Origin of the sequence: Legionella rowbothamii (genome assembly GCF_900639985.1) — a bacterium.
In the GTDB taxonomy this organism is placed as follows: Bacteria; Pseudomonadota; Gammaproteobacteria; order Legionellales; family Legionellaceae; genus Legionella; species Legionella rowbothamii.
Window position 1 is genome coordinate 174,075 of sequence record NZ_CAAAIM010000003.1, and the last position, 19,607, is coordinate 193,681.

A 19,607-nucleotide genomic window follows, 5' to 3' on the forward strand; every position below is an offset into this window, starting at 1 on the left:
TAGTCCATATTAGGACTACGTCTAATCCGGGCTACACATTTCGTGAATGCATTAAAAATGCAGGTTTAATACGGCTACGACAATTTCCATAATAATTAATACAATAATGATGATTTCAAGATTATGCCCATGGCGGTTATCTAAATAGCCATTAAACATTTCAAAAATTTCATTCAAGGTATCCAGGCGATGGTTAATTGCATTAACACGGCGTTGGATATGTAAATAACGTTCAAGCATGGCAAAGTGCTGTTCTAACGTGGGATGCTGCCAAAAATATTTGGGATGATAAAGGAAATTACTGATCAAATTCATTTCACTTTTGGCTCCTAGAATTTCGCCAATAATTTGCTGGATTTGAGTACGACTGATTGCCATTTCACCGCTATGTGACAGGGTTAGGATCATTGGATTATATTTTTCAATGAGCGCATCAATAATAGTTTCAAAATATTGTAATTTCACCGATTGCGAAAAGCCATATGAAAGACTTAGTTTTAATTCATCACTATCATCTTCAATTGTCAGGCAATCCACATCAAAAAAATCGTGAGGTTCTATTGTGGTTTTTTCGCCCGCTTGGAAATGAAACTCATCATGCACCGACATGGTGACGGGCTTATCCAGCAATTGTTTAATTGTATTTAAATAATCATTGATTTTATAACGCCTAACTCCCCAAGAAACTACGGTTCCATTTTTGAAGACGTAAATTGTATGATTTTTATTGGTATTCGAGGTGAGTTTGAGAACATCACGCGTCTTTAAGGATGAAAATTCAGCAGGAGAATTTTTAAAATATGAATCAATACGTGACAAATCAATTGATTTGGCGATACAAAAGCTTAGACATTCCATGATAGTAGTAACCTACGGTATAAAATGGTGTTCGCTGATAGAGCAGCAGAACATAAGTTAACGAGCGTTCTGGATAATTATACAATATTTTGGGTATTGGGCTCAAATTTTGTTGCATCACTGAGCAGGTAGTTGGGTGAGAAAAGTTGGGCTTCACATGTTCCACCCAACTTTGCTGTCATATCACTATGACTCGCTATCAGCAGTTTCGCGACTACTATAAGCCTTCTTCCGATCGGTTGCGCCACTTAGCCACTGTGGGCAAACTTCCAAAATCGAAGCAATCTTATCCAGTTGGTCCTTTTCTGGAAGAATGTGTCCAAAGATTAGAGAGTTTGCCAAATGGCGAGATATCTCAAATACTTTAGATACTGCTTTGATTTTTTCCGATAACTCTTCGGGAAAACCTAAAGTAGCTAATTCGCGATTGAACCGTTGCGAAAACACTTTACTGTTCATTTTCTCACTCCGTGAAAAAAACAATATCCAGCATTACGCAAATCAAATGCTGTCCTCACACTGATCTATCCCTGAACCAGCATCAAAGAGTTATAACTCATTTTTTTTTAATCGCAAAGTATTTTTTAAATTGAAATCAAACGCTTATCAGCAACTTATCATTATGCTAAGTAGTTGAACATGCGCAAACTAACACCACAAACACGGAGCTGATTGTTTTTTAATCAAAGGGGTTTTGAAAAAACGTATTTTAGTTTATAATATGAGCACAATGACTTGTTAAGTTTCTTTCTATTATGCAGATACTCGCAATTTTAGGTTTCAGTAAGACCGGCGCGCATGTAAGTGCTCATGAAGCTCATTTTGGCACTATCGCGTATAATGAAAAAGGACAAGCGCGGCACGTTATCTTCAAAAAAAATAAATATCCTGGGCGATTGGGAGAGCAAGCTTCAGAATTAGAGGCTTGTTTTACTGCGGTCGCTAATGCAATTGCAGCCCCACAACGCAATTTAGAACAAGAAATTGTACGCTATAAGCAAGGTAACATAGCGGGTGTTTGCGCAGAACATGCTGCCCATGCCTTACTGCGGTTACGTGCAGCGGACAAAAATATTGTTTTTATGAAGGCAAACAAAAAATTTACGTCAAGTGCGGAAGTAGGTGAGAGTGAATTTCACGCCTGGATAGATGACCATAAACCGATTGCAACTGAGGTAAGTGATGCTGAGTTTTTGGCTTGGGCTTACGGGTCTGATACTGGGATACGAACCCCTATGCCGAAAAAAGAGACTTTACTGAATGCAGAGGATGCCAATTCCCCAAAAGCGACGAATAAATGGGAAGAGTTTAAAGCTATTCATGATGCTCGAGAGGCTTTAGAAAAGTTTGGTGTCGGTTATTTTCAACGCTTGCAGGATTATTGGCAAGAACGTCACAATGTCGCTGTAGCCTCAGTAGGTCCATTAGACGAAAAAACTATTTTAGCCTGTTCCGATTATGTGCAATCCTTGCTGGATGAGGATATTCCTCTTGATCTCAATATAGTGCCTGTTGATCTTATCGCACGAGATCAGCACGAATTGTTGTCCATGATTTATGAGTGGGAATCCTTAAAGCGCAAATGTGATGATCAATTTTTAGCAAATGTGCAGCAAGAGTTTGATATTTCTAATCTTGGTGTTGGCAAGGGATTTAATTTCCTTGATAAACTGCCGCAGAACTTTTTTGCAAAATTATTGGCTGAAAAAAATAAAGGAAACATCGCAATTGATATGGACTCTCTGGCGGATGTATTTACTACTGCCTATGGACTTGAAGAGGATGATCTACACAAGGGGAACATTGGTTATTATGTGACTTTGAAAAATGATAAGCCTTGTTTCCACTTTTTTAAAATCGATCATGATCTCATGTTTAGCGATAAAATGATGTCAACTCGTAGTGCGCGTCTCGCTAATTTAACCTATACCGGAAAAGAGTTTCGTATTAATGCCGCTGATTTGCAGGGATTTCCCGATTTGCGTCATTCAGGCAACCATTATTGGCCAACAAAGAAAGCGTTTTTTGTTGCGGGGGATAAAGCGTACCAAAGCCTGCAAGACCGACTTGCATATCAATCCCTAAAGAATGATCCTGATTTTGAATTTGCCAAATGGCAACGATTCTTAAAACAGGCGGTTATTCCCACCGAACTCATTGGGAAAGGGTTGAAAAAGACTTTAGATGATGCTCCGAATAAAGCCGAAGCAAAAAGCACTTTGGCGATGGTGCAACGAGCCACCAGTTCACGATTTAGTGAGTTGCGAGTAGCTTTAGTCGAAGTACCTGAGTTTAGAAAATTTATTTTGGAAAATCAGCCTGAAGCAGAAAAGTTCATTCTTAATGAATTGCAACAATACGCCATTAGTTTAGGTTGCACTAATGACGAAATTAACGCCTACCGAGAAGAAGTAAGCAATTCGTTAAAATCCATCGTAATGGCGAGTACGGTTAGTACCTCTAAGACGGCTTTGCATACGGCGGTTATTACTCAAGCCTATCGTTGCTTTGAGACGAGTGAGTATTTTGCTGCCGATTTAAATAATAAAGATAGCCAAGGCTTAACGGCTTTAGATTGGGCTATCACTTACTATGAAATTTATGCAGACAACGTAAATGCGAAAGCGGGTACGGAAGAGCATCAGGAATATAACCAACGCATGCGTACTTATTATGCGGATGTAATTTGTGATTTAACTCGATATAAGGCAGTGTGCACCTCAAAAACAACCGCTGAATTTCAGAAATTGTTTGCCGAGGCAAAACAAACCAGTTCTATGAATTTACAACCGCTTGTAACCTCTTTAACTGAATACAAACAGGAATTAGAACGTATTCGTAGCCAACCAATGAGCACGTTAAAACACGATAAAATGTGTGCCCTAGAACTTTTGAATAAAGCACACTTAAGTAAAGAAGAATTATTACAGTTAAAAGAAGAGTTAAAGCCAAGTGAACCTAAGGGGGCATTGAAATTTATTAAAGAATTGCGCTCTGATATTTGGATTGTGAAATACATCCGAGGTGCTTATGGTCGCACGGCAACCTCAGCAGATATGCTTCGTTGTATTGATAGTAAAATAGTGGATCTGGATAGACGTGAAAAACTGGATGATGCCTTGAGACCAGTGGGTTAATTGATCATAAAAAGTTGAGTTTATAAATAGACCCTATATGATACGCAAAAGCAGAAGCAAAATTTCATAGGACATAGATGTTTGGGGTTAATTCAATCACAGGCAAAGCTTTTTTTAAAGATGCAAAGCCGGATGAACTTTTTGTAACCAGTCGTTTCTTTACTTTGCAGGGGGAAGGGCCATATCGCGGCCATCCTGCCTATTTTATCCGATTGGCTAAATGTAATTTAGCGTGTTCTTTTTGCGATACCTATTTCGATTCCGGTGAATGGCGAAATTTTTCGTCTTTGTTAGCGGAGGCTGATGAGGTCATTAAGGACTTTTTTACGCGTCGCGGTATGCCTACTCCTGCATGGGCACAGGGGGCGGCCAAAAAAGTGGTGTTGGTAATTACTGGCGGTGAACCCTCATTGCAAAATAATCTATCCGCTTTTCTTGAACAAGCACAATCCCATTTTCAATCGCTACAAATTGAGTCCAACGGCACGTCGGTTTTGCCTAATCTCCCTGAGCGCACCACCTTGGTTGTAAGTCCCAAATGCTTAGAGAATGAGGGTAAAGTGGTTCGTTATCTGGAGCCAAATGTCAAAATGTTAGCTCGTGCCGATTGTTTGAAGTTTGTGATGTCAGCCCCGGAAGATAAACGCTATCAAACGTATAGCGAAATACCTCTGTGGGCGCATGAGTGGGCTGAAAAAACCAATAAACCCGTTTTTGTCAGCCCCATGAATATTTATAAAAAAGAACCTCAACGTGTAAAAATGATTCGTGGTGAAGGACGAGATCTGACTATGGCTGAGCGCTCAGAAATTAATGAGGTCATTAGTTTTTGGGAACCTGAGCTTTTAGACTTACAAAAGAATCAACGTAATCATGAATACGCTGCTGAATACTGTATGCAGCATGGTTTTATTTTGAATTTGCAGCTGCATTTGTTTGCTAGTTTACCTTGACCAAGATATCCACATATATCTTATTTTTCACGTTGTATTTATAGATAACGTGGTAATTTGAGAATATTTTGGGAAAAAAATTTAATGTTCAGCGGAGTACAGGTGTGTGGGAATGAGCGCATTACCTTAGGAAGTAAATTCAAAATCATGATCATCATTGCGAATGAGGTGAAGCAACCCAGGGTTCCGTGCTTCGCTCTGGAGTGCTTCTCCATTCTAAAACTCAGATCGTTTTTTTAAGCCAATCGGCAATATGCGCAAAAGTCTCATCAATAACCGTAATTGCTTGATGATATAACCGATTAAAGTGTTCACGCGCCCCTGTTTTCCAATAGCGCTCTAGGTACTGGCAAGCATATTTCATCCGGGTGGTGCCTACGTAAACTGCCCCGCCTTTTATCTTATGCGCGATTCGTTCTACCATATCATAATTCTTTTTCGCAAAAGCTTTCTTCATCTGCTCCAAATCAGCGGGTAATTCTTGGGTAATCATGAGGGTTAATAGCTCTACCAGCATACAATTCGTACCACAGTTTTTTAGTCCTTGTTTATATTCCAGTAAAGGAAATTGCTCTAATTGAAATAATTCCTCGCTACGTGCAGGTAAGTCTGCTTGGATTTTCCTGGTAGCAGGGGTGGTATAGGCAATACTGGCCGGCACAAATCTTTTTAAGGTGTCTATGGCTTGAGCTCGAGTTAATGGTTTGGTCAAAATCGCATCGATACCTGATTCAATGCAGCGCTGCCTACTTTCCTCAAGAGCGTGGGCGGTAAGAGCAACAATTGGAGTATGGTGGTCATCATCCTCCTTATTACGAATTTTTTGTGTAATTTCATAACCATCCATGCCTTCGCCTAAGCCTATATCCATAAAAATTAAATCATAAACGGTGCGCTCATAATATTCTAAAGCGTCATAACTATTTGCAGCGATATCCACCTGACAGGATAGATTAGTGAGTAAGGCACGCGCTACTGATTGAGCAATGCGATTATCTTCGACAATTAAGACCCTGGTCCCGATATTTTTTATCATTGATGCTGCAGGTTCGAGGTAGGTTGGAATAGCAATTGCCTCCTGATCAGCTCCTTGCTCATCATTTAACAAGGATTCTTGCAACGGAATAATACAGGTAAAAGAGGTGCCTTTGTGCAATTCACTGGCAACGTAAATTTCTCCTGCCAAATCATCAATAAATTGTTTTACTAAATATAAGCCTAATCCCGAACCTTTATAAATTCCTTGATAGGAAGGTGTTAAGCGTTTGAATTGCAGGTAAATATCCTGTTGATTTTCTTGAGACATGCCAATTCCCGAATCATGAATGATCAATTTCATGATAAAGTTTCGTCCTTGCTTTTTGGCTAATTCAACTCGGATGGATACAAAGCCCTTATTGGTAAATTTTACCGCATTAGCCACAAGCTCTAGAACAATTCGGTGAATTCTTATTTTATCGCCAATTACAAAAAGGGGGAGAGTCTTATCCCAAATGAGACTAAGTTTTAATTGCTTTTCAAGTGCTGGGGCTCTATATAATGCTTCAATGTGTTGAAATAACTGGCGCAAATCAAATTTCTTCTTTTGCGTGGGCACATCTCCAGTGCTCACGCGCACAGTTTCCAAAATTTCATCCATTAGATTTAATAAGGCATGGCTGGATGCTACTAAATTATCAGCATATTCTTTGATCCGTGGTTCGCTGGTTTCCGCTCTTAATAACTCTGAAAAACCCATGATACCCGATAATGGTGCGCGAATATCATGCCGCATATTGGATAAAAATTCCGCTTTTGCTTTATTTGCTAGATCAGCGTTATGCTGCGCTTCTTTTTCCAAAAGAGCGACTTTCTTCTGTAGTTGCTTGATTTGTTTTTCAAATGTGAGGTCTTGGCTATCCATATCCTTTGCGCCTTGGTTTGAACTAATTTTTTAATGACTCATCAAAAGCATGGTTAATATATTCATGCTACTAACTTGCTTTATGGGCAAATACATTAAAAGAAGATGACGCATAAGACAACCCAAAAAGATAAAAAATTTAACTGAGAGTAGGAGGTGCCTGTATAAAGCATGTGTCTGTTGAAAATATGACCATTTAGGTTGTTTATGAAAAAAATGGTAATAAATTTGCAAACAAAAGGATCTTCTTCGGCCAAAATGAGGTATAATGCTGAGCTTAAATTCGAGTCTATTTATATTTAGGAGCAAGAAGCGAATGAAAAAGATTATCTTATTAGCGTTGGGTTTGATTATATCAAGTGCTGTGGCTGCTGAAGGAGCTAAGCCCACAAAATCGATTAATCATACAGTCACTCTTGCAGGACTCCAGCCAGGAGAAGGACGAGTTATTCGCGGCGATGTTTTCGAAAACAATAAATTTAAATCAGGCTATTATTTCTGTGCTGGCTCAAACAGTACACTTTACACCCTGGAATATTTCTTCTCTAAAAGCCAAGAGCCTTTTCATGTAGAACATTTAACCCGCTTCTCAATCTGCCAAGATGAAACCTTAGCTAATTGCCAAGAGTTTGCTACAGATAAATACCAAACATTTAGAGCGCTTGATGGCTATTTACAAAATGATGTATCACATTCAAAAGTAGATCTTTCGCCCTTGAAAGCTGCATATCAATCATGCGAACCTACACCAGAGATGGACGAATTAGTGAAAAAATCAATCCACGTAGGCGATCGTCTTTTTGCTCATATAGGTTAATACAAACTCCATAGCCTTGATGCAATGCAGTGTAATCAAGGCTATGCCGCTAATACCCCACTTTGATTGATGTTGTACGCGGCAATCCCATTTATCAGGCCTCCCCAACCTAAATTGCCATAATCATAGCTGCCACTGGGGATATTAATGTTCTCTATGACTGCAAAAAGCCATTGCTCACTGTAATTTATGGAATGCTTCATTCCCGCAAAAATATCTGCGGATCCTGACTTTGGGGCCGTTGTTTGGTGAATATAATTTGGTAGTAAAACCATAAATTCAGTGTTTGATGGTAAACCAATACGAACCTCTGTATTAGGTAGATTGTATTGGGTTCCAGCATTGAGCGTTTAACTGTTGGGCAATAAAATTGGATTCAATAACGACGCGTTAATAGGCGGTGGCACAGGCACTGTCAATTACACTAGGCCTACATGCCAAATTGATAAAATCCGAGCAATCTGCATAAAGCAGTGACGTAAAAAAAGTGATTACAAATAAGGCAAATTAGGACTTATGCATCGTATTTAATACTTTCTTAACAATTAGTCTTGTATAATATCTGTATAAAGTAAATAAATCTCTTTTTATTATTTTTGTCTAGTGAGTTCTTGGGAGATGCAGATGAGCGGCACCAAATTATTGGGAAATTTATATAGTGATGAGCGCGATGAAGCACAATTAGATCCTGTGGCCCAAGAGCGCTTTAACGGATATCTAGAACAACTTGCGGCATTAGACCGATATGTTCATAGTCAAGATAATGATAATGTTAATTTTTCGGCCTGGCAAGAATGGGAAAATGGTTTACGTCAGATTTATAAGGATATGGTTTTTGATGCGTTTAATGCAAGTAATATTAAAATTCCTCCCAAAATGGAAATTCATTTTGCCGGCTCTTTAGCCAAGGCACAAGCAACTCAATATTCTGATTTGGATGCGTTTGTTATCGTGGAGAAGGAAGAGGATATTGAACTGGTTAAACCGGTATTTGATGCCTTAAATAATTTATGCCAACGTATGTTTACGACTACGAATCAATTATATCCTGACCCCATCGGTATTAATCCTAGCCGCCTTATTGGCACACCTGAAAGTTTATATGAACAACTTCAAAATGGAGCGGTTGTCGATGCCGAGGCGACGGTACGCTCACTAGTCTCTTCAAAACCGATATTTCCCCGCTATGAACTGGGCGAGCAATTATGCGATAAAATAAGAAATGATTCTGAGTTAGGCGGGTATTGCTCGGCGAAGAAACTTTATAATTTAGCGATTCATGACTTTAAAGCGCCATCCCAAAACGCATCTCATGTTAGTGTGAAAACTCATATTATGCGTCCGCTTGATTTTATTTTGATGGGAATGCGTACCGAATTTGGTTTATATCGTGAAGATGGCGGCCATCTTTCTGGGCTCGGGACTCTCAGTCTCTTACGTGAAAATAAATTGCTCCCAGAGAATGATATTGATCGCATTGCAGCCTTGTGTAATAAAGCAATGGCTAAGCGATTTGAATTGCATGCAGATCATAGGTCAGAGCATGATGAAATGCCCTATGATGAAGCCCAGGAAATGCTGGCTGAGGTGGAATGGCTTAGAGGGGTAGCAATTCAACGTGTGCAGCGATTAGATGCTCCTCGTCCTGTAGCAACTCCTAGTCCGGAAAAAACACCAGGCTTTTTTGCACGTAATGCGGGTGTTTTTAAAGGCATGGCTCTAACGACGACTGCTTTTGTTGCGGTCGCTGCGATAAGCCTTGGTTTGGGATTAATAGGGGGAGGAATAATGGCTCCCTTGGTTGCGGCCGGAGGGGTTGTCGCCGGGGTTGCAGTTGTTCCTGCAGTATTATTGGCAGTAGGTGCACTTTTGGCGGCAGCGGTGGCTGGTTATAGCCTCTATAAGGGAATACAAGCAATTAGTAATTGGTTCTCTGCTAAAAATAATGTGGCGCCAGAAACGGTTATTGCCTCTAGAACCGAAAATGCGCCTAGCAGTTACACCGGCCCCATGGCCCAATTAACTAACACTAATACTGTTAGTAAACAGAAGGCAGATGCCAATCTTGAGGATAATATAGGGTATGGCAATCCATTGGGTACAATGAATACTACATCCGAGATAAGTCAGGTCGAAGAACCTCAGCTAAGAGATGATCAATTGGTTATAAGCGCTTACTGAATAGGTCTTCCCTACGGCTCAGTTGTAGGCCGGCCGAACTGACTTGATATCATGCCTTTTTTCTCATGGAGGGAGTTTTCCCCGAATTCAAGCAGGTAGAAAAAATGGGGTATGAGTTTGGATATCAGCACAGAAAAGAATAATCCGCGCGATGAGTGACTGATGTAAAGCCCGGTATTTGCTGGGCTTTTCAGCCGAGCCTATGTTAAGCGTTGTCTCAGGATCCTATTTGAGATAGTGAAAAATTATCTTGTTGTTCAAACGTGGATAACAAATCAACATTCCCTTGCTTAGGGGCATTGATGTAAGTTCTAATTTGCTCCATTAATTCTTTAACGTTAGCTGCGGGGCAGTCTAATCGCTTAAGACTGTCTCTAAGTTTCGCCTCTAAAGTTATCCCTGAGGGCAATTCCAGATACGGTGTTAAATATTTTTGAATTGGTTTTTCTTTATCATTAGAAGCGAGAGCTAAGAAAATAAGTACGCATATTAAATCATTATCTTGGTATTTAGCCAGCAAGCTTTGATAACGAGAGGCTCGCTGTCTACATTGTGCTGTACCGGTAAAGATATCTAAAAGTCCCAAAAGCCCTTTATTTTCCTGAGCAAGATAAGCAGTTAATCCTAGTTGCAACGCATGTAAAGTCGCTTTCGCTTGTAATTGTTTTATCAGATTAGCATCAGGGATAACCAAACGAGCTACGGAAAAGTCATCTCCAAAGCGATGATATTCCCCTGATTGTTTCGCTTGCTTAATTAATTGCTGTTGGGTAGTGTCAACTACATCCAGTAATTGAGTAAATAAGGAACCTTGATTATTAAAATGATGAGGAGCTAAACGACGTTGTTGTACTTCTTTTTGGAGTTTTTCTCCCCGTTTAGTTGTTTCTTCTACCTTAAATTCACGCTCTATTATTTCTAATTCTTGCGGGAGATAAGTGTAACCAACGAGCTCATCCCCTGGCGTTACCGGTGTATTAAAAATGGAGTTTCGTTGAATTACTAAGTCAACGTGGGGTGAGGAATAATTATCAAAAGCATCTTTAGAACCATCAACTTCAGTATGATAAGTCAATTGCTCTATGGTTCCATCAATGCGCTTGATGGCGATTCCCGTATCACCAATACCAAAACCAGCACAATAAAATGCATCTTCTTTTTGATACATCATGCTTAATGACATTGTAAATTCGGAATTTATTGCATGTCGCAAGCGTAAAGAATAGATGGTATGGATTAATTGCTCGGTAATGTCTTGGGGTGTTTTTTCCGCAGAGGCGGTACTCAGCTCTGTTGAGTAGCGCTCCATTAAGGACACCACATGGTTATCAATGAATGCAAAAGTTGCTTGTCGCTCACCGCCATAAAAGCCATCCACGATAATTTGAAAGGCCATGCCTTCTTGGGTATAGCCGATAACTAATTTGTCATCGCTGTTTTTAGGTTTAGCAATACTTTTTCCTTCTTCATCAAAATGAATAAATAGGCTGGAAGCTAGTACTTCGCTATTCCCATGATCTAAGGCGTTAGGTCTAGAGCGGTAAACTTCTTCATGAAGGACGCCATTACAAACTTGGGTAATCAAGCCACGCATTATTTCTCCCTGAAGATTAAAACAAAATACATTATACCAAATTATGAACAAAATGGTGAAATATACCAATAAAATACCTTATCGTATTTCTACTTTAATGTAGGCTGAGCTGTTGAGCCCAGCATTGGGCAGGACACAAAGGAGTTTGCTGGGCGTTTCAGTCCAGCCTAGACTTCGGTGGCTTCACATTCCAACCCAAACAATCCCATGTTGCCGAGTCCGTTTCATGGGTAAAAATACAAAGAGCCCCCGTCGCAATTTTAATGGGGTATTGGGTGCTAAACGTGGCAAAATCACCGGTAAGATAGGGAGAAAAACGGGCAATGCCATTACTAGTAATGACTAAACAGGTTTTTCCCTGATGCTGTTGGCAGAGATGTGCTGCAAAATGTTGCCAGTTAGTAATTATCTCCGCTGGAGAAACATGCCAGCCATTGGGGACGAGGGCTTGAGCTTCCCAGGCTGCGAGGGCCTCTTTGCCAATGCGCGCAACGACCTGCTCTTCTGGTTGATTTTCATCAGGACCATAGTCGAGCTCATTAAAAATGGATAAGCGTTCCATTGGGAGTTGTGTGCCCATGGCTTTTTGAGCTTGTTCTGCGGTTTGAATGGTGCGTTGCAAGGTCGAGGTAAAAATGACATCAGGGATAAGCTGCTCTTGCCTTAAATAGGTTCCCAGTGCGAATCCTTGGAGTAGCCCGCTTTCAACTAAAGGCAAATCGGTAGTTCCCACACGTCGAACTATCTCTCCGGCAGCAAAGGTGTTGCCGTGGCGTGCGATTAATAATCGTGTTGTCATGATCTAGGAAGCCTCTATAGGTAGTAATTCGCCGTGTTGGCTAATTAGGGCTTCTGCTCGAGCGATATCTTGAGGGCTATCCACCCCAGACATGTTGGCTCGACCTTTGTAGTCTACCGGTATGCAACGAATGCTATAACCGTTTTCCAATATGCGTAGTTGCTCTAAGCCTTCGAGTTGTTCAAAGGTGCTTTCTGGCAGCGTGATGAATTTTTCTAGCATGGCTAAGGAATACCCGTATAAGCCTATATGGCGAAATATGGGGCTTTTATCCGTTGTTTGCTGTAATTCGGATTCTTTCCGTAAGGCCGGAATAATGTTTTTACTGAACCAGAATGCTTTTCCGCTTTGTGCGTCAAATACAGCCGTCGTGCCACTAAATGGTGTTGTTTGCTTATTGTGGCGTAACTCATCTAATTGCTTCCACGACAATTGGGTTACGGGAGTGACCACATCGCAAGGGGAGGTGGCAAAGGCATCAATTAAGGCGCGTAAGAAATCTGGCGGCGTTAAGGGGGCGTCTCCTTGCATATTTAAAATAAAATCTGGCTTGCGAGCCATTTGTTGTACTGCTTCAGCAACGCGATCCGTGCCAGTAAGGGCATTCGCGGAGGTCATTACCACTTCCACTGCGAGTGTTCGGCCATGTTGGGCAATGCGTTGATCGTCGGTGGCGACAATAATTGAGACATCATTTAGGCCTGCTGCCGCGGCACGTGAAAGCGCTACGACACGTTGTAACATGGTTTGACCATGAATGAGGGCCAAAGGCTTTCCGGGGAGCCGAGTTGACGCATAGCGTGCAGGAATAATAATAGCAGTATGCATGATATAAATTCCAAAAAGCGAAGGAACGCTAATAATAGCTTAAACGTGGTTTTATTACTATGAAGGGGCACTTATCGGACGTTTACAATCAAGAGATTTGGTCGTTTATTGGCAGAAAAAACTCTCTTCATTGCGAACGAAATGAAGCAACCCAGGGTTATGTGCAGCGGACTCTAGGGTTACTTCCTTATTACGTTTCTCGCAATGACGGATCACTTTGTTGTATAAGTAACCAGGTTTGTCTGACTTACTTATCTTGCGTGGCAAAATAATTTACATCCAATTCTCTTGCTGCTTTCACATCATCCAAGCGCTTTACCGGTAAGCTATGCGGCGCATCTTTGAGTAATTGCGGATTATCCATTGCTTCTTGACGAACGGTTTTCATTATCTGCACGAAATTATCCAACTCTTCTTTACTTTCCGTTTCTGTTGGTTCAATAAGCAAACATTCCGGGATCAATAGTGGGAAATAAGTGGTTGGAGCATGAACGCGGTAATCCAACAGCCGTTTTGCCAAATCCATGGCGGTAACACCATAAGCTTTCTTCTCTGGGTTTAAAGTGAGAATAAATTCATGAGATGCGCGTCGTGTTGGATATGCTGCTGTAAATCCGATTTTGGTGAGTTCTTTTAATAAATAATTGGCATTTAAGGTTGCGTATTCAGATACACGTAATAAACCTTCTTTACCTAAAACACGAATGTAAAAATAAGCGCGCAACAAAATACCAGCATTACCCATAAAGCAGGATAAGCGTCCGATACTTTGTGGGTAATCTACGCGCGTGGCCCATTGATAGCCAGTATCCGTCTTTTTGACCACTGGTAAGGGCATAAATGGTAACAAGCGCTTGCCCACTGCAACGGGACCGGAGCCTGGGCCGCCGCCGCCATGTGGGGTAGCAAAAGTTTTATGCAAATTAAGGTGCATCACATCAAAGCCCATGTCTCCGGGTCTTACTTTACCTAGAATAGCATTAAGATTGGCACCATCATAATAGAGCAACCCCCCCGCTTGATGTACGAGCGCTGCAATTTCTTTAATTTGGCGCATAAACAATCCTAAGGTCGACGGGTTGGTGAGCATAATTCCCGCTGTTTTAGGACCTAATTTGCTTTTCAACTCTTCCAGATCAATGTCACCATCGGGTGCAGTGGCAATTTCAACGATTTTAAATCCACACATAACTGCAGAGGCGGGGTTGGTTCCATGAGCCGCATCTGGAATAAGCATTTCATCGCGTGCAGTATCACCGCGTGATTGATGATAGGCCTTGATCATGGCTACGCCTGCAAATTCACCTTGTGAGCCTGCCATTGGAGTCAACGAAACACCTGCCATTCCTGTAATTTCCGCAATATGCTCTTGCAAACGATAAAGCGGCTCTAAAAAGCCTTGGCTGTCTTGCTCCGGTGCTAAGGGGTGGCGATTAAGAAAATTAGGCATGGAGGCTGCTTTATGCACGCCACGAGGGTTGTATTTCATCGTGCATGAACCCAAAGGATAGAAATTGCTATCAATGGCAAAGTTTTTATGAGAAAGGCGCGTAAAATGACGAACTACTTGTAATTCAGAGCAAGCAGGCATTCTTGGAGGGGTTTTGCGCTGAAACTCCTCTGGAATAGTATATTTGCTAGGGGCCGTTTTGGGTGCCTGGGCTGCTGCTCTGCGGTTTTCTTGGGATAATTCAAAAATCAACATAATTTGCCTTCCATTTTTTGAATAAGTTCTTTGAGTTCATCTCGATGCATTACTGGAGTGAATTCGATGAATTCATAGCTTGCTATTTCTGCTAAGTAGTAAGGATCTTGTTTAAAGATGGACTCTATATAGGCTCGGTCATTACTTGCTGCGATAATAATGCCGCCGGTACGGGGTTTCATCGGGCCAGAAGCCACGAGCAAACCTTGCTTATAGTAATAATCTAAAAATTCCCTATGTGCACTAAGGTACTTATCTACCTCCGTGTTAGGTACCAAATAAGTTAATTGAACAACAAACATTTAGGCACCTCGTTGACTCATAATGGTTTGCAATGTTTTGCCATAAAGAGCTAAATCTTCGGCTGTACGCATTTCTGTGGCACAAACTACGAGCATATTTTGCAGTTGCGGGTAATGAGTTTCGACTGCGTAGCCACCAGTAATTCCTGCGACTGCTAGTTGCTCTAAGACGTCTTTAACGGGCTTATTCAGTTTGAGAACTACTTCATGGAAATAAGGGGCGCTAAATACACGCTCTACGCCGTCAATTTGACCTAGGAGCTCGGCTAATTCATGTGTGTTTTGATAGCATTGGTTAGCAACTTCGCGCAATCCTTCTGCACCTAACAAACTCATGTGAATGGTGGCTGCGGTTACCAGCAATCCTTGGTTGGTACAGATATTTGAAGTGGCCTTCGCGCGGCGAATATGTTGTTCGCGTGCTTGTAAGGTTAGGGTAAACCCACGTTTACCGTCCTTGTCTACGGTACAACCAATAATTCGCCCAGGCATTTGTCGTACATGTGCCATCCGGGTGCTGAGAAAACCAAAATAGGGGCCACCAGATGCCATCGGTGCACCTAAGGGCTGGCCTTCGCCACAGACGATATCTACTCCATGTGCCCCCCACTGGCTAGGTTGTTTAAATAACGCTAAGGAAATGGGATTAACACAGGCAATACTAATTACTTTATTCTGATGGGCCCAATCGCTTAATTGATCCACGTTTTCGAGACAACCAAAAAAATTAGGTTGAGCAATGACTAACGCAGTAATGTCTTCACCGGTGTAATTCTCCATGATTGCAGAGTCCGTAATTCCTCGATGCTCATCAAAAGGAAGCGTAACCATTTCAATATGTTGTGTGTTGAGAATGGTTTTAATTGTTTCTCGGTATAAGGGATGAACGGTCCCAGCAACCAGAACACGGTTCGACTTACTGTGCTTATTTACCCTTACGGCCATTAAAACCGCCTCCGCAAGAGCGGTTGCGCCATCATACATTGAGGCATTTGCCACATCCATGCCGGTTAGTTCACAGATCATGGTTTGAAATTCGTATAATAGCTGCAAGGTACCTTGGCTGGCTTCAGCTTGATAAGGGGTATAAGCAGTTAAAAATTCACCACGAGATGCAATGTCCCACACGGCGGCAGGAATATGATGCTCATAGCATCCGGCACCTATAAAGCAGATTCCATTATGGTTTTTATCAGCCAATGTGCGTGCTTCGTTTAACATCTCCATTTCATTGAGGCCTGAGGGAATTTGTTGAAAACCTGCATATTGTAAGGAAGCCGGAATCTCATCAAATAACGCCTGGGTGTCATGCACGCCAATCGCTTCAAGCATCTGTTGGGTATCTTTAGGTGTGTGGGGAATATAAGGCATGATTAGTGTTCCTCTGCTGTCTCATTTTGATATTCTTCAGCAGTTAATAAATTGTCAATTTCGCTGAGGTTGCTAGGTTTTAATTTAACAAGCCAACCAGCGTGATAGGGGTCTGTATTAACTATAGCTGGATTTTCAACAACTGCTTCGTTGATTGCAGTAATGACACCGCTAATTGGCGCATAAAAATCGGAAGCTGCTTTTACCGACTCCACCACGCCCAATTCATCCCCTGCTTCTACTGCATCACCTACCTCAGGTAGTTCGACAAAAACCATGTCGCCTAATAATTGCTGGGCATGGTCTGTAATTCCGATGATGACTTCACTCTGTTCTTCTTTAAGCCATTCATGGGTTGAGGTAAATTTCAAATCGTTCATTGCATTCATCCTTAATTTTCTAACGTATATCAAAATCCCCTTGTTTAGTGAGGGGACGGTTGGTTTTGCTTATATGGCTTGCCCATATTTTACAAAACGCGGTTTACCTACGGTTGCAGGAATTAATTTGCCTCGTATATCAACCAGTACTTCAGTACCTGTTTCAACGGGTACACGTGCTAGAGCGATTGAATGTCCAAGGGTTGGTGAAAAGCTACCACTGGTAATCATGCCGTCAGCTTGGCCATTAATGACTACACGCTGGCCTTGACGCATAATCCCTTTATCTAATAGGGTTAACCCGACCATTTTGCGTTTAATACCCAGTTGTTTTTGGGATACTAAAGCGCCCATACCAATAAAATTGCGATCAGTGGGTTCCCATTTTATGGTCCAAGCTAAGCCTGACTCTAATGGTGTGGTGGAGGTATCCATATCTTGGCCGTACAGGAGCATTCCTGCCTCGAGCCTTAATGTATCACGTGCAGCTAATCCGCAGGGTTGTACTCCTGCTTGCACCAAATCATCCCATAATTGCACTACTTGATCTTGAGGAACAATAATCTCTAAACCATCCTCACCGGTATAGCCTGTGCGTGCAAAAAAACATTGTTCTACATCAACGCACTCAAAATGGGTAAGGGTTGATACCGCATCGACTTGTGCAGGATTAAGAATAGAACAGGTTTTCGCGATGGCATTAGGGCCTTGCACGGCAATCATGGCGAGTTCTCTGCGTTCTTGTAAGCCTACGGCAAAGCCTTCACTTACTTGTCGTATCCATGCTAAATCTTCGTCCCGCGTTGCTGAGTTAAGCACGATGCGGTAGTTGTCGGAAGCACGTTGATAGACGATTAGATCGTCAATGATGCCGCCATGTTCATTACACATACAGCTGTAGAGCGCCTTGCCATTATGCTCTAATGCATCAACATCATTAGTTAGAAGTTTACGTAGAAATAGACGACCACCGGCGCCAAGTATGTCCACTATGGTCATATGAGAGACATCAAAAATCCCTGCGTCTTGACGTACCTGGTGATGTTCATTGAGTTGAGAGCCATAATGCAGCGGCATCTCCCATCCATGAAAATTAACCATTTTAGCACCACATTTTAAATGGGTCGCATGCAGTGGGGTTTTAGCAGTCATTGCGTGTGTCCTTTTTTCGCGTCTTGATTGAGAAAGATTATACTCAAGATACTTGAAAATGCTACTTTAAAAAGTACGAAGATTCATTAAGTTCGGGATGACGCATATCATAAATATAGGCTGGGCTTTACAGTCCAGTCGCCTACCTAAAGCCAGAATTATTCTTTGCCCTTACTGTTTGAGCCACTTGAGTCCAGGCATCTTATTTCTCTGCTTTTAGCACCTATTGTTAGTATAGTTAATTTAAGGAACCGCTATTAGAGTAAATCCTTCTAACTCATTATATACTGTATAAAATACATGACATTTATAGGATGCCTGCATGACTTGGCTTACTGTTTGGCGATGGATGCTGGATTTAGGATGGTTAGTAGTTTTGCTGGGCATATTCATACACTTTTGGCGTGATCGGCAATCTTTAGTGCGAGCAAAAACGTGGTTAAAGGCAAAAGGGCACGTAACCAGTTGTGAGTGGACTAAAGCGGGGCACAGTGTTTGGCCAAAAATTGAATATACCTACCAAGTACATGATAAGGATTTAGTCGGTGAATATCTTTTTTTAGATACAGCACATAATACTCCTAACAGCAAATATGCGCGCCGTATAGCGTATAAAGCGGCGATCGCGTTTAAAGAGGAGGAAGAAATTGACATTTATTATAATCCTAATCATCCCGAGCAATCTGCTTTAGATGTGACCATGCCGAAGAAATTAAATGTGATTTTAATTTTAATCGGCATCTTAATTGTTTTGCAGTTGGGGCTTATTTTGTGGCATTGCCTACATTAGAAGGTAGCGCCGTTTCTTCTTCAATAGGACATTGGCAAGGCGGCTTAGCGACGACTGTTTGCAGGTTGGTGATGCTATAACCACGAACCCCTTGGCCAGATGGAGCAACCCCAAAGTTTACCGTAACTTTAAGAGTTTGTTGTTGTTGATACTGCGGGTTTTTATAAACCACTAATAAACTGGTAACTGCTTTCCAGTGGGTGGCATCAATAGGCGTAATTACTGGTGGTTCTGTAGGTATTGCGCTGACATAATAAAGGTTTTTCTGTACTGCCTCTGGTAATTGAGATGTATTTAGTGCTTTGGTATAGGCAATCCAGGCATCGGCTGTAAAATATTTGGCAATTTGTTTTTGATCTTGCAAATAATTTTTATAGCTGTAGTTATAGGTAGCGACCACAGCTTCATTAACCCAAACGATTAAAGGTGCTTGATCCGGCCCAGCATAAACTAGCTGTGAACCCAGAGCCAAAGTGACAACCAGTGAGCGTGTGGCATTCAAAACGTGTTTATTCATGTATTTTCTCGATTGCGTTAAAACTCAATAGCTTCAGTGTAGCTCATTTTTTTTAAATAAAAAAATCCCCGGTTACTCACCGGGGCAAATTACGTGTTTGGAATTTTATCCAAACTGCGCTTCGCTTAAGAGGGGGTAAAGCGAAGCTAAGCATTCGGGGGAAATGCTCATACCTTTTGACACTATGCGGAACTAAAAGTTCAATTTTAAGTCAAATTATTTTGAATTTATTGTTCGGCCACATTCTACTCAAGCTATTTACGATTTTGGCGAGAATCTTTTTATATTAGTGTGGATGCCCTTTCTGGTTTACAAGAAGA

General features: G+C 41.4%; 18 protein-coding genes. 5 read left to right on the forward strand and 13 right to left on the reverse strand.

The genetic code is table 11. The annotated features are described in order from the left end of the window. Positions 1-51 precede the first annotated feature (51 nt). A complete protein-coding gene (locus E1P08_RS07505) occupies positions 52-858 on the reverse strand; it encodes an RMD1 family protein (RefSeq protein WP_133136414.1) in 807 nt (268 codons plus the stop codon). 186 nt (positions 859-1,044) lie between these two features. Further along, the gene (locus E1P08_RS07510) at positions 1,045-1,317 is read right to left on the reverse strand and encodes a hypothetical protein (RefSeq protein WP_133136415.1); all 273 of its coding nucleotides are present in this window, start codon (positions 1,315-1,317) and stop codon (positions 1,045-1,047) included. A 296-nt stretch (positions 1,318-1,613) separates the two neighbouring features. On the opposite strand from E1P08_RS07510, the gene E1P08_RS07515 reads away from it, so the two are divergent. Together E1P08_RS07515 and E1P08_RS07520 are read left to right on the forward strand one after the other, a co-directional pair. Further along, positions 1,614-3,995 carry a hypothetical protein gene (locus E1P08_RS07515; protein WP_133136416.1) on the forward strand — a complete coding sequence of 794 codons (2,382 nt, stop codon included), beginning with the start codon at positions 1,614-1,616 and terminating at the stop codon, positions 3,993-3,995. Between the two features lie 77 nt (positions 3,996-4,072). Next, on the forward strand, positions 4,073-4,948 hold the full coding sequence (locus tag E1P08_RS07520; protein WP_133136417.1) for a 7-carboxy-7-deazaguanine synthase QueE: 876 nt from the start codon (positions 4,073-4,075) through the stop codon (positions 4,946-4,948). A gap of 223 nt (positions 4,949-5,171) precedes the next feature. On the opposite strand, the gene E1P08_RS07525 is transcribed toward E1P08_RS07520, so the two are convergent. Further along, entirely contained in the window at positions 5,172-6,851 is a 1,680-nt protein-coding gene (locus tag E1P08_RS07525) for an ATP-binding response regulator (protein ID WP_133136418.1), read from the reverse strand. A 316-nt stretch (positions 6,852-7,167) separates the two neighbouring features. Between E1P08_RS07525 and E1P08_RS07530 the strand changes: the two genes are divergently transcribed. Then, positions 7,168-7,668: a hypothetical protein gene (locus E1P08_RS07530; RefSeq protein WP_133136419.1), complete on the forward strand. Its 501-nt coding sequence runs from the start codon at positions 7,168-7,170 to the stop codon at positions 7,666-7,668. A gap of 41 nt (positions 7,669-7,709) precedes the next feature. Here E1P08_RS07530 and E1P08_RS07535 read toward each other — a convergent pair whose 3' ends face one another. Further along, positions 7,710-7,943: a hypothetical protein gene (locus E1P08_RS07535; RefSeq protein ID WP_133136420.1), complete on the reverse strand. Its 234-nt coding sequence runs from the start codon at positions 7,941-7,943 to the stop codon at positions 7,710-7,712. 349 nt (positions 7,944-8,292) lie between these two features. Between E1P08_RS07535 and E1P08_RS17635 the strand changes: the two genes are divergently transcribed. Next, entirely contained in the window at positions 8,293-9,849 is a 1,557-nt protein-coding gene (locus tag E1P08_RS17635) for a hypothetical protein (RefSeq protein ID WP_133136421.1), read from the forward strand. Positions 9,850-10,066: 217 nt separating this feature from the next. Here the strand turns inward: E1P08_RS17635 and E1P08_RS07545 are convergent, their stop codons facing one another. The 8 genes from E1P08_RS07545 to gcvT form a co-directional block, all read right to left on the reverse strand. Then, positions 10,067-11,443, reverse strand: coding sequence for a deAMPylase SidD family protein (locus E1P08_RS07545; RefSeq protein ID WP_133136422.1), 1,377 nt, complete (start codon positions 11,441-11,443; stop codon positions 10,067-10,069). Between the two features lie 157 nt (positions 11,444-11,600). After that, positions 11,601-12,242 carry a histidine phosphatase family protein gene (locus tag E1P08_RS07550; protein WP_133136423.1) on the reverse strand — a complete coding sequence of 214 codons (642 nt, stop codon included), beginning with the start codon at positions 12,240-12,242 and terminating at the stop codon, positions 11,601-11,603. 3 nt (positions 12,243-12,245) lie between these two features. Beyond that, entirely contained in the window at positions 12,246-13,070 is an 825-nt protein-coding gene (gene kdsB / locus E1P08_RS07555) for a 3-deoxy-manno-octulosonate cytidylyltransferase (protein WP_133136424.1), read from the reverse strand. A 247-nt stretch (positions 13,071-13,317) separates the two neighbouring features. Beyond that, entirely contained in the window at positions 13,318-14,775 is a 1,458-nt protein-coding gene (gene gcvPB, locus E1P08_RS07560) for an aminomethyl-transferring glycine dehydrogenase subunit GcvPB (protein ID WP_133136425.1), read from the reverse strand. After that, positions 14,769-15,077, reverse strand: a complete 309-nt coding sequence (locus tag E1P08_RS07565; RefSeq protein ID WP_133136426.1) for a YciI family protein — start codon at positions 15,075-15,077, stop codon at positions 14,769-14,771. Before E1P08_RS07565 ends, gcvPB begins: the two co-directional genes overlap by 7 nt. After that, positions 15,078-16,448 (reverse strand): aminomethyl-transferring glycine dehydrogenase subunit GcvPA, encoded by a 1,371-nt coding sequence (gcvPA, locus tag E1P08_RS07570; RefSeq protein ID WP_133136427.1) that lies wholly within the window; start codon positions 16,446-16,448, stop codon positions 15,078-15,080. Positions 16,449-16,450: 2 nt separating this feature from the next. Then, positions 16,451-16,828 (reverse strand): glycine cleavage system protein GcvH, encoded by a 378-nt coding sequence (gene gcvH, locus E1P08_RS07575; protein WP_133136428.1) that lies wholly within the window; start codon positions 16,826-16,828, stop codon positions 16,451-16,453. Positions 16,829-16,897: 69 nt separating this feature from the next. Then, the gene (gene gcvT / locus E1P08_RS07580) at positions 16,898-17,980 is read right to left on the reverse strand and encodes a glycine cleavage system aminomethyltransferase GcvT (RefSeq protein WP_133136429.1); all 1,083 of its coding nucleotides are present in this window, start codon (positions 17,978-17,980) and stop codon (positions 16,898-16,900) included. A gap of 322 nt (positions 17,981-18,302) precedes the next feature. Here gcvT and E1P08_RS07585 point away from each other — a divergent pair, with 322 nt between their 5' ends. Beyond that, positions 18,303-18,770, forward strand: a complete 468-nt coding sequence (locus tag E1P08_RS07585) for a DUF3592 domain-containing protein (RefSeq protein WP_133136430.1) — start codon at positions 18,303-18,305, stop codon at positions 18,768-18,770. Here the strand turns inward: E1P08_RS07585 and E1P08_RS07590 are convergent. Continuing rightward, positions 18,745-19,287, reverse strand: a complete 543-nt coding sequence (locus E1P08_RS07590; protein WP_133136431.1) for a DotI/IcmL family type IV secretion protein — start codon at positions 19,285-19,287, stop codon at positions 18,745-18,747. The genes E1P08_RS07585 and E1P08_RS07590 overlap by 26 nt on opposite strands. Positions 19,288-19,607 lie beyond the last annotated feature (320 nt).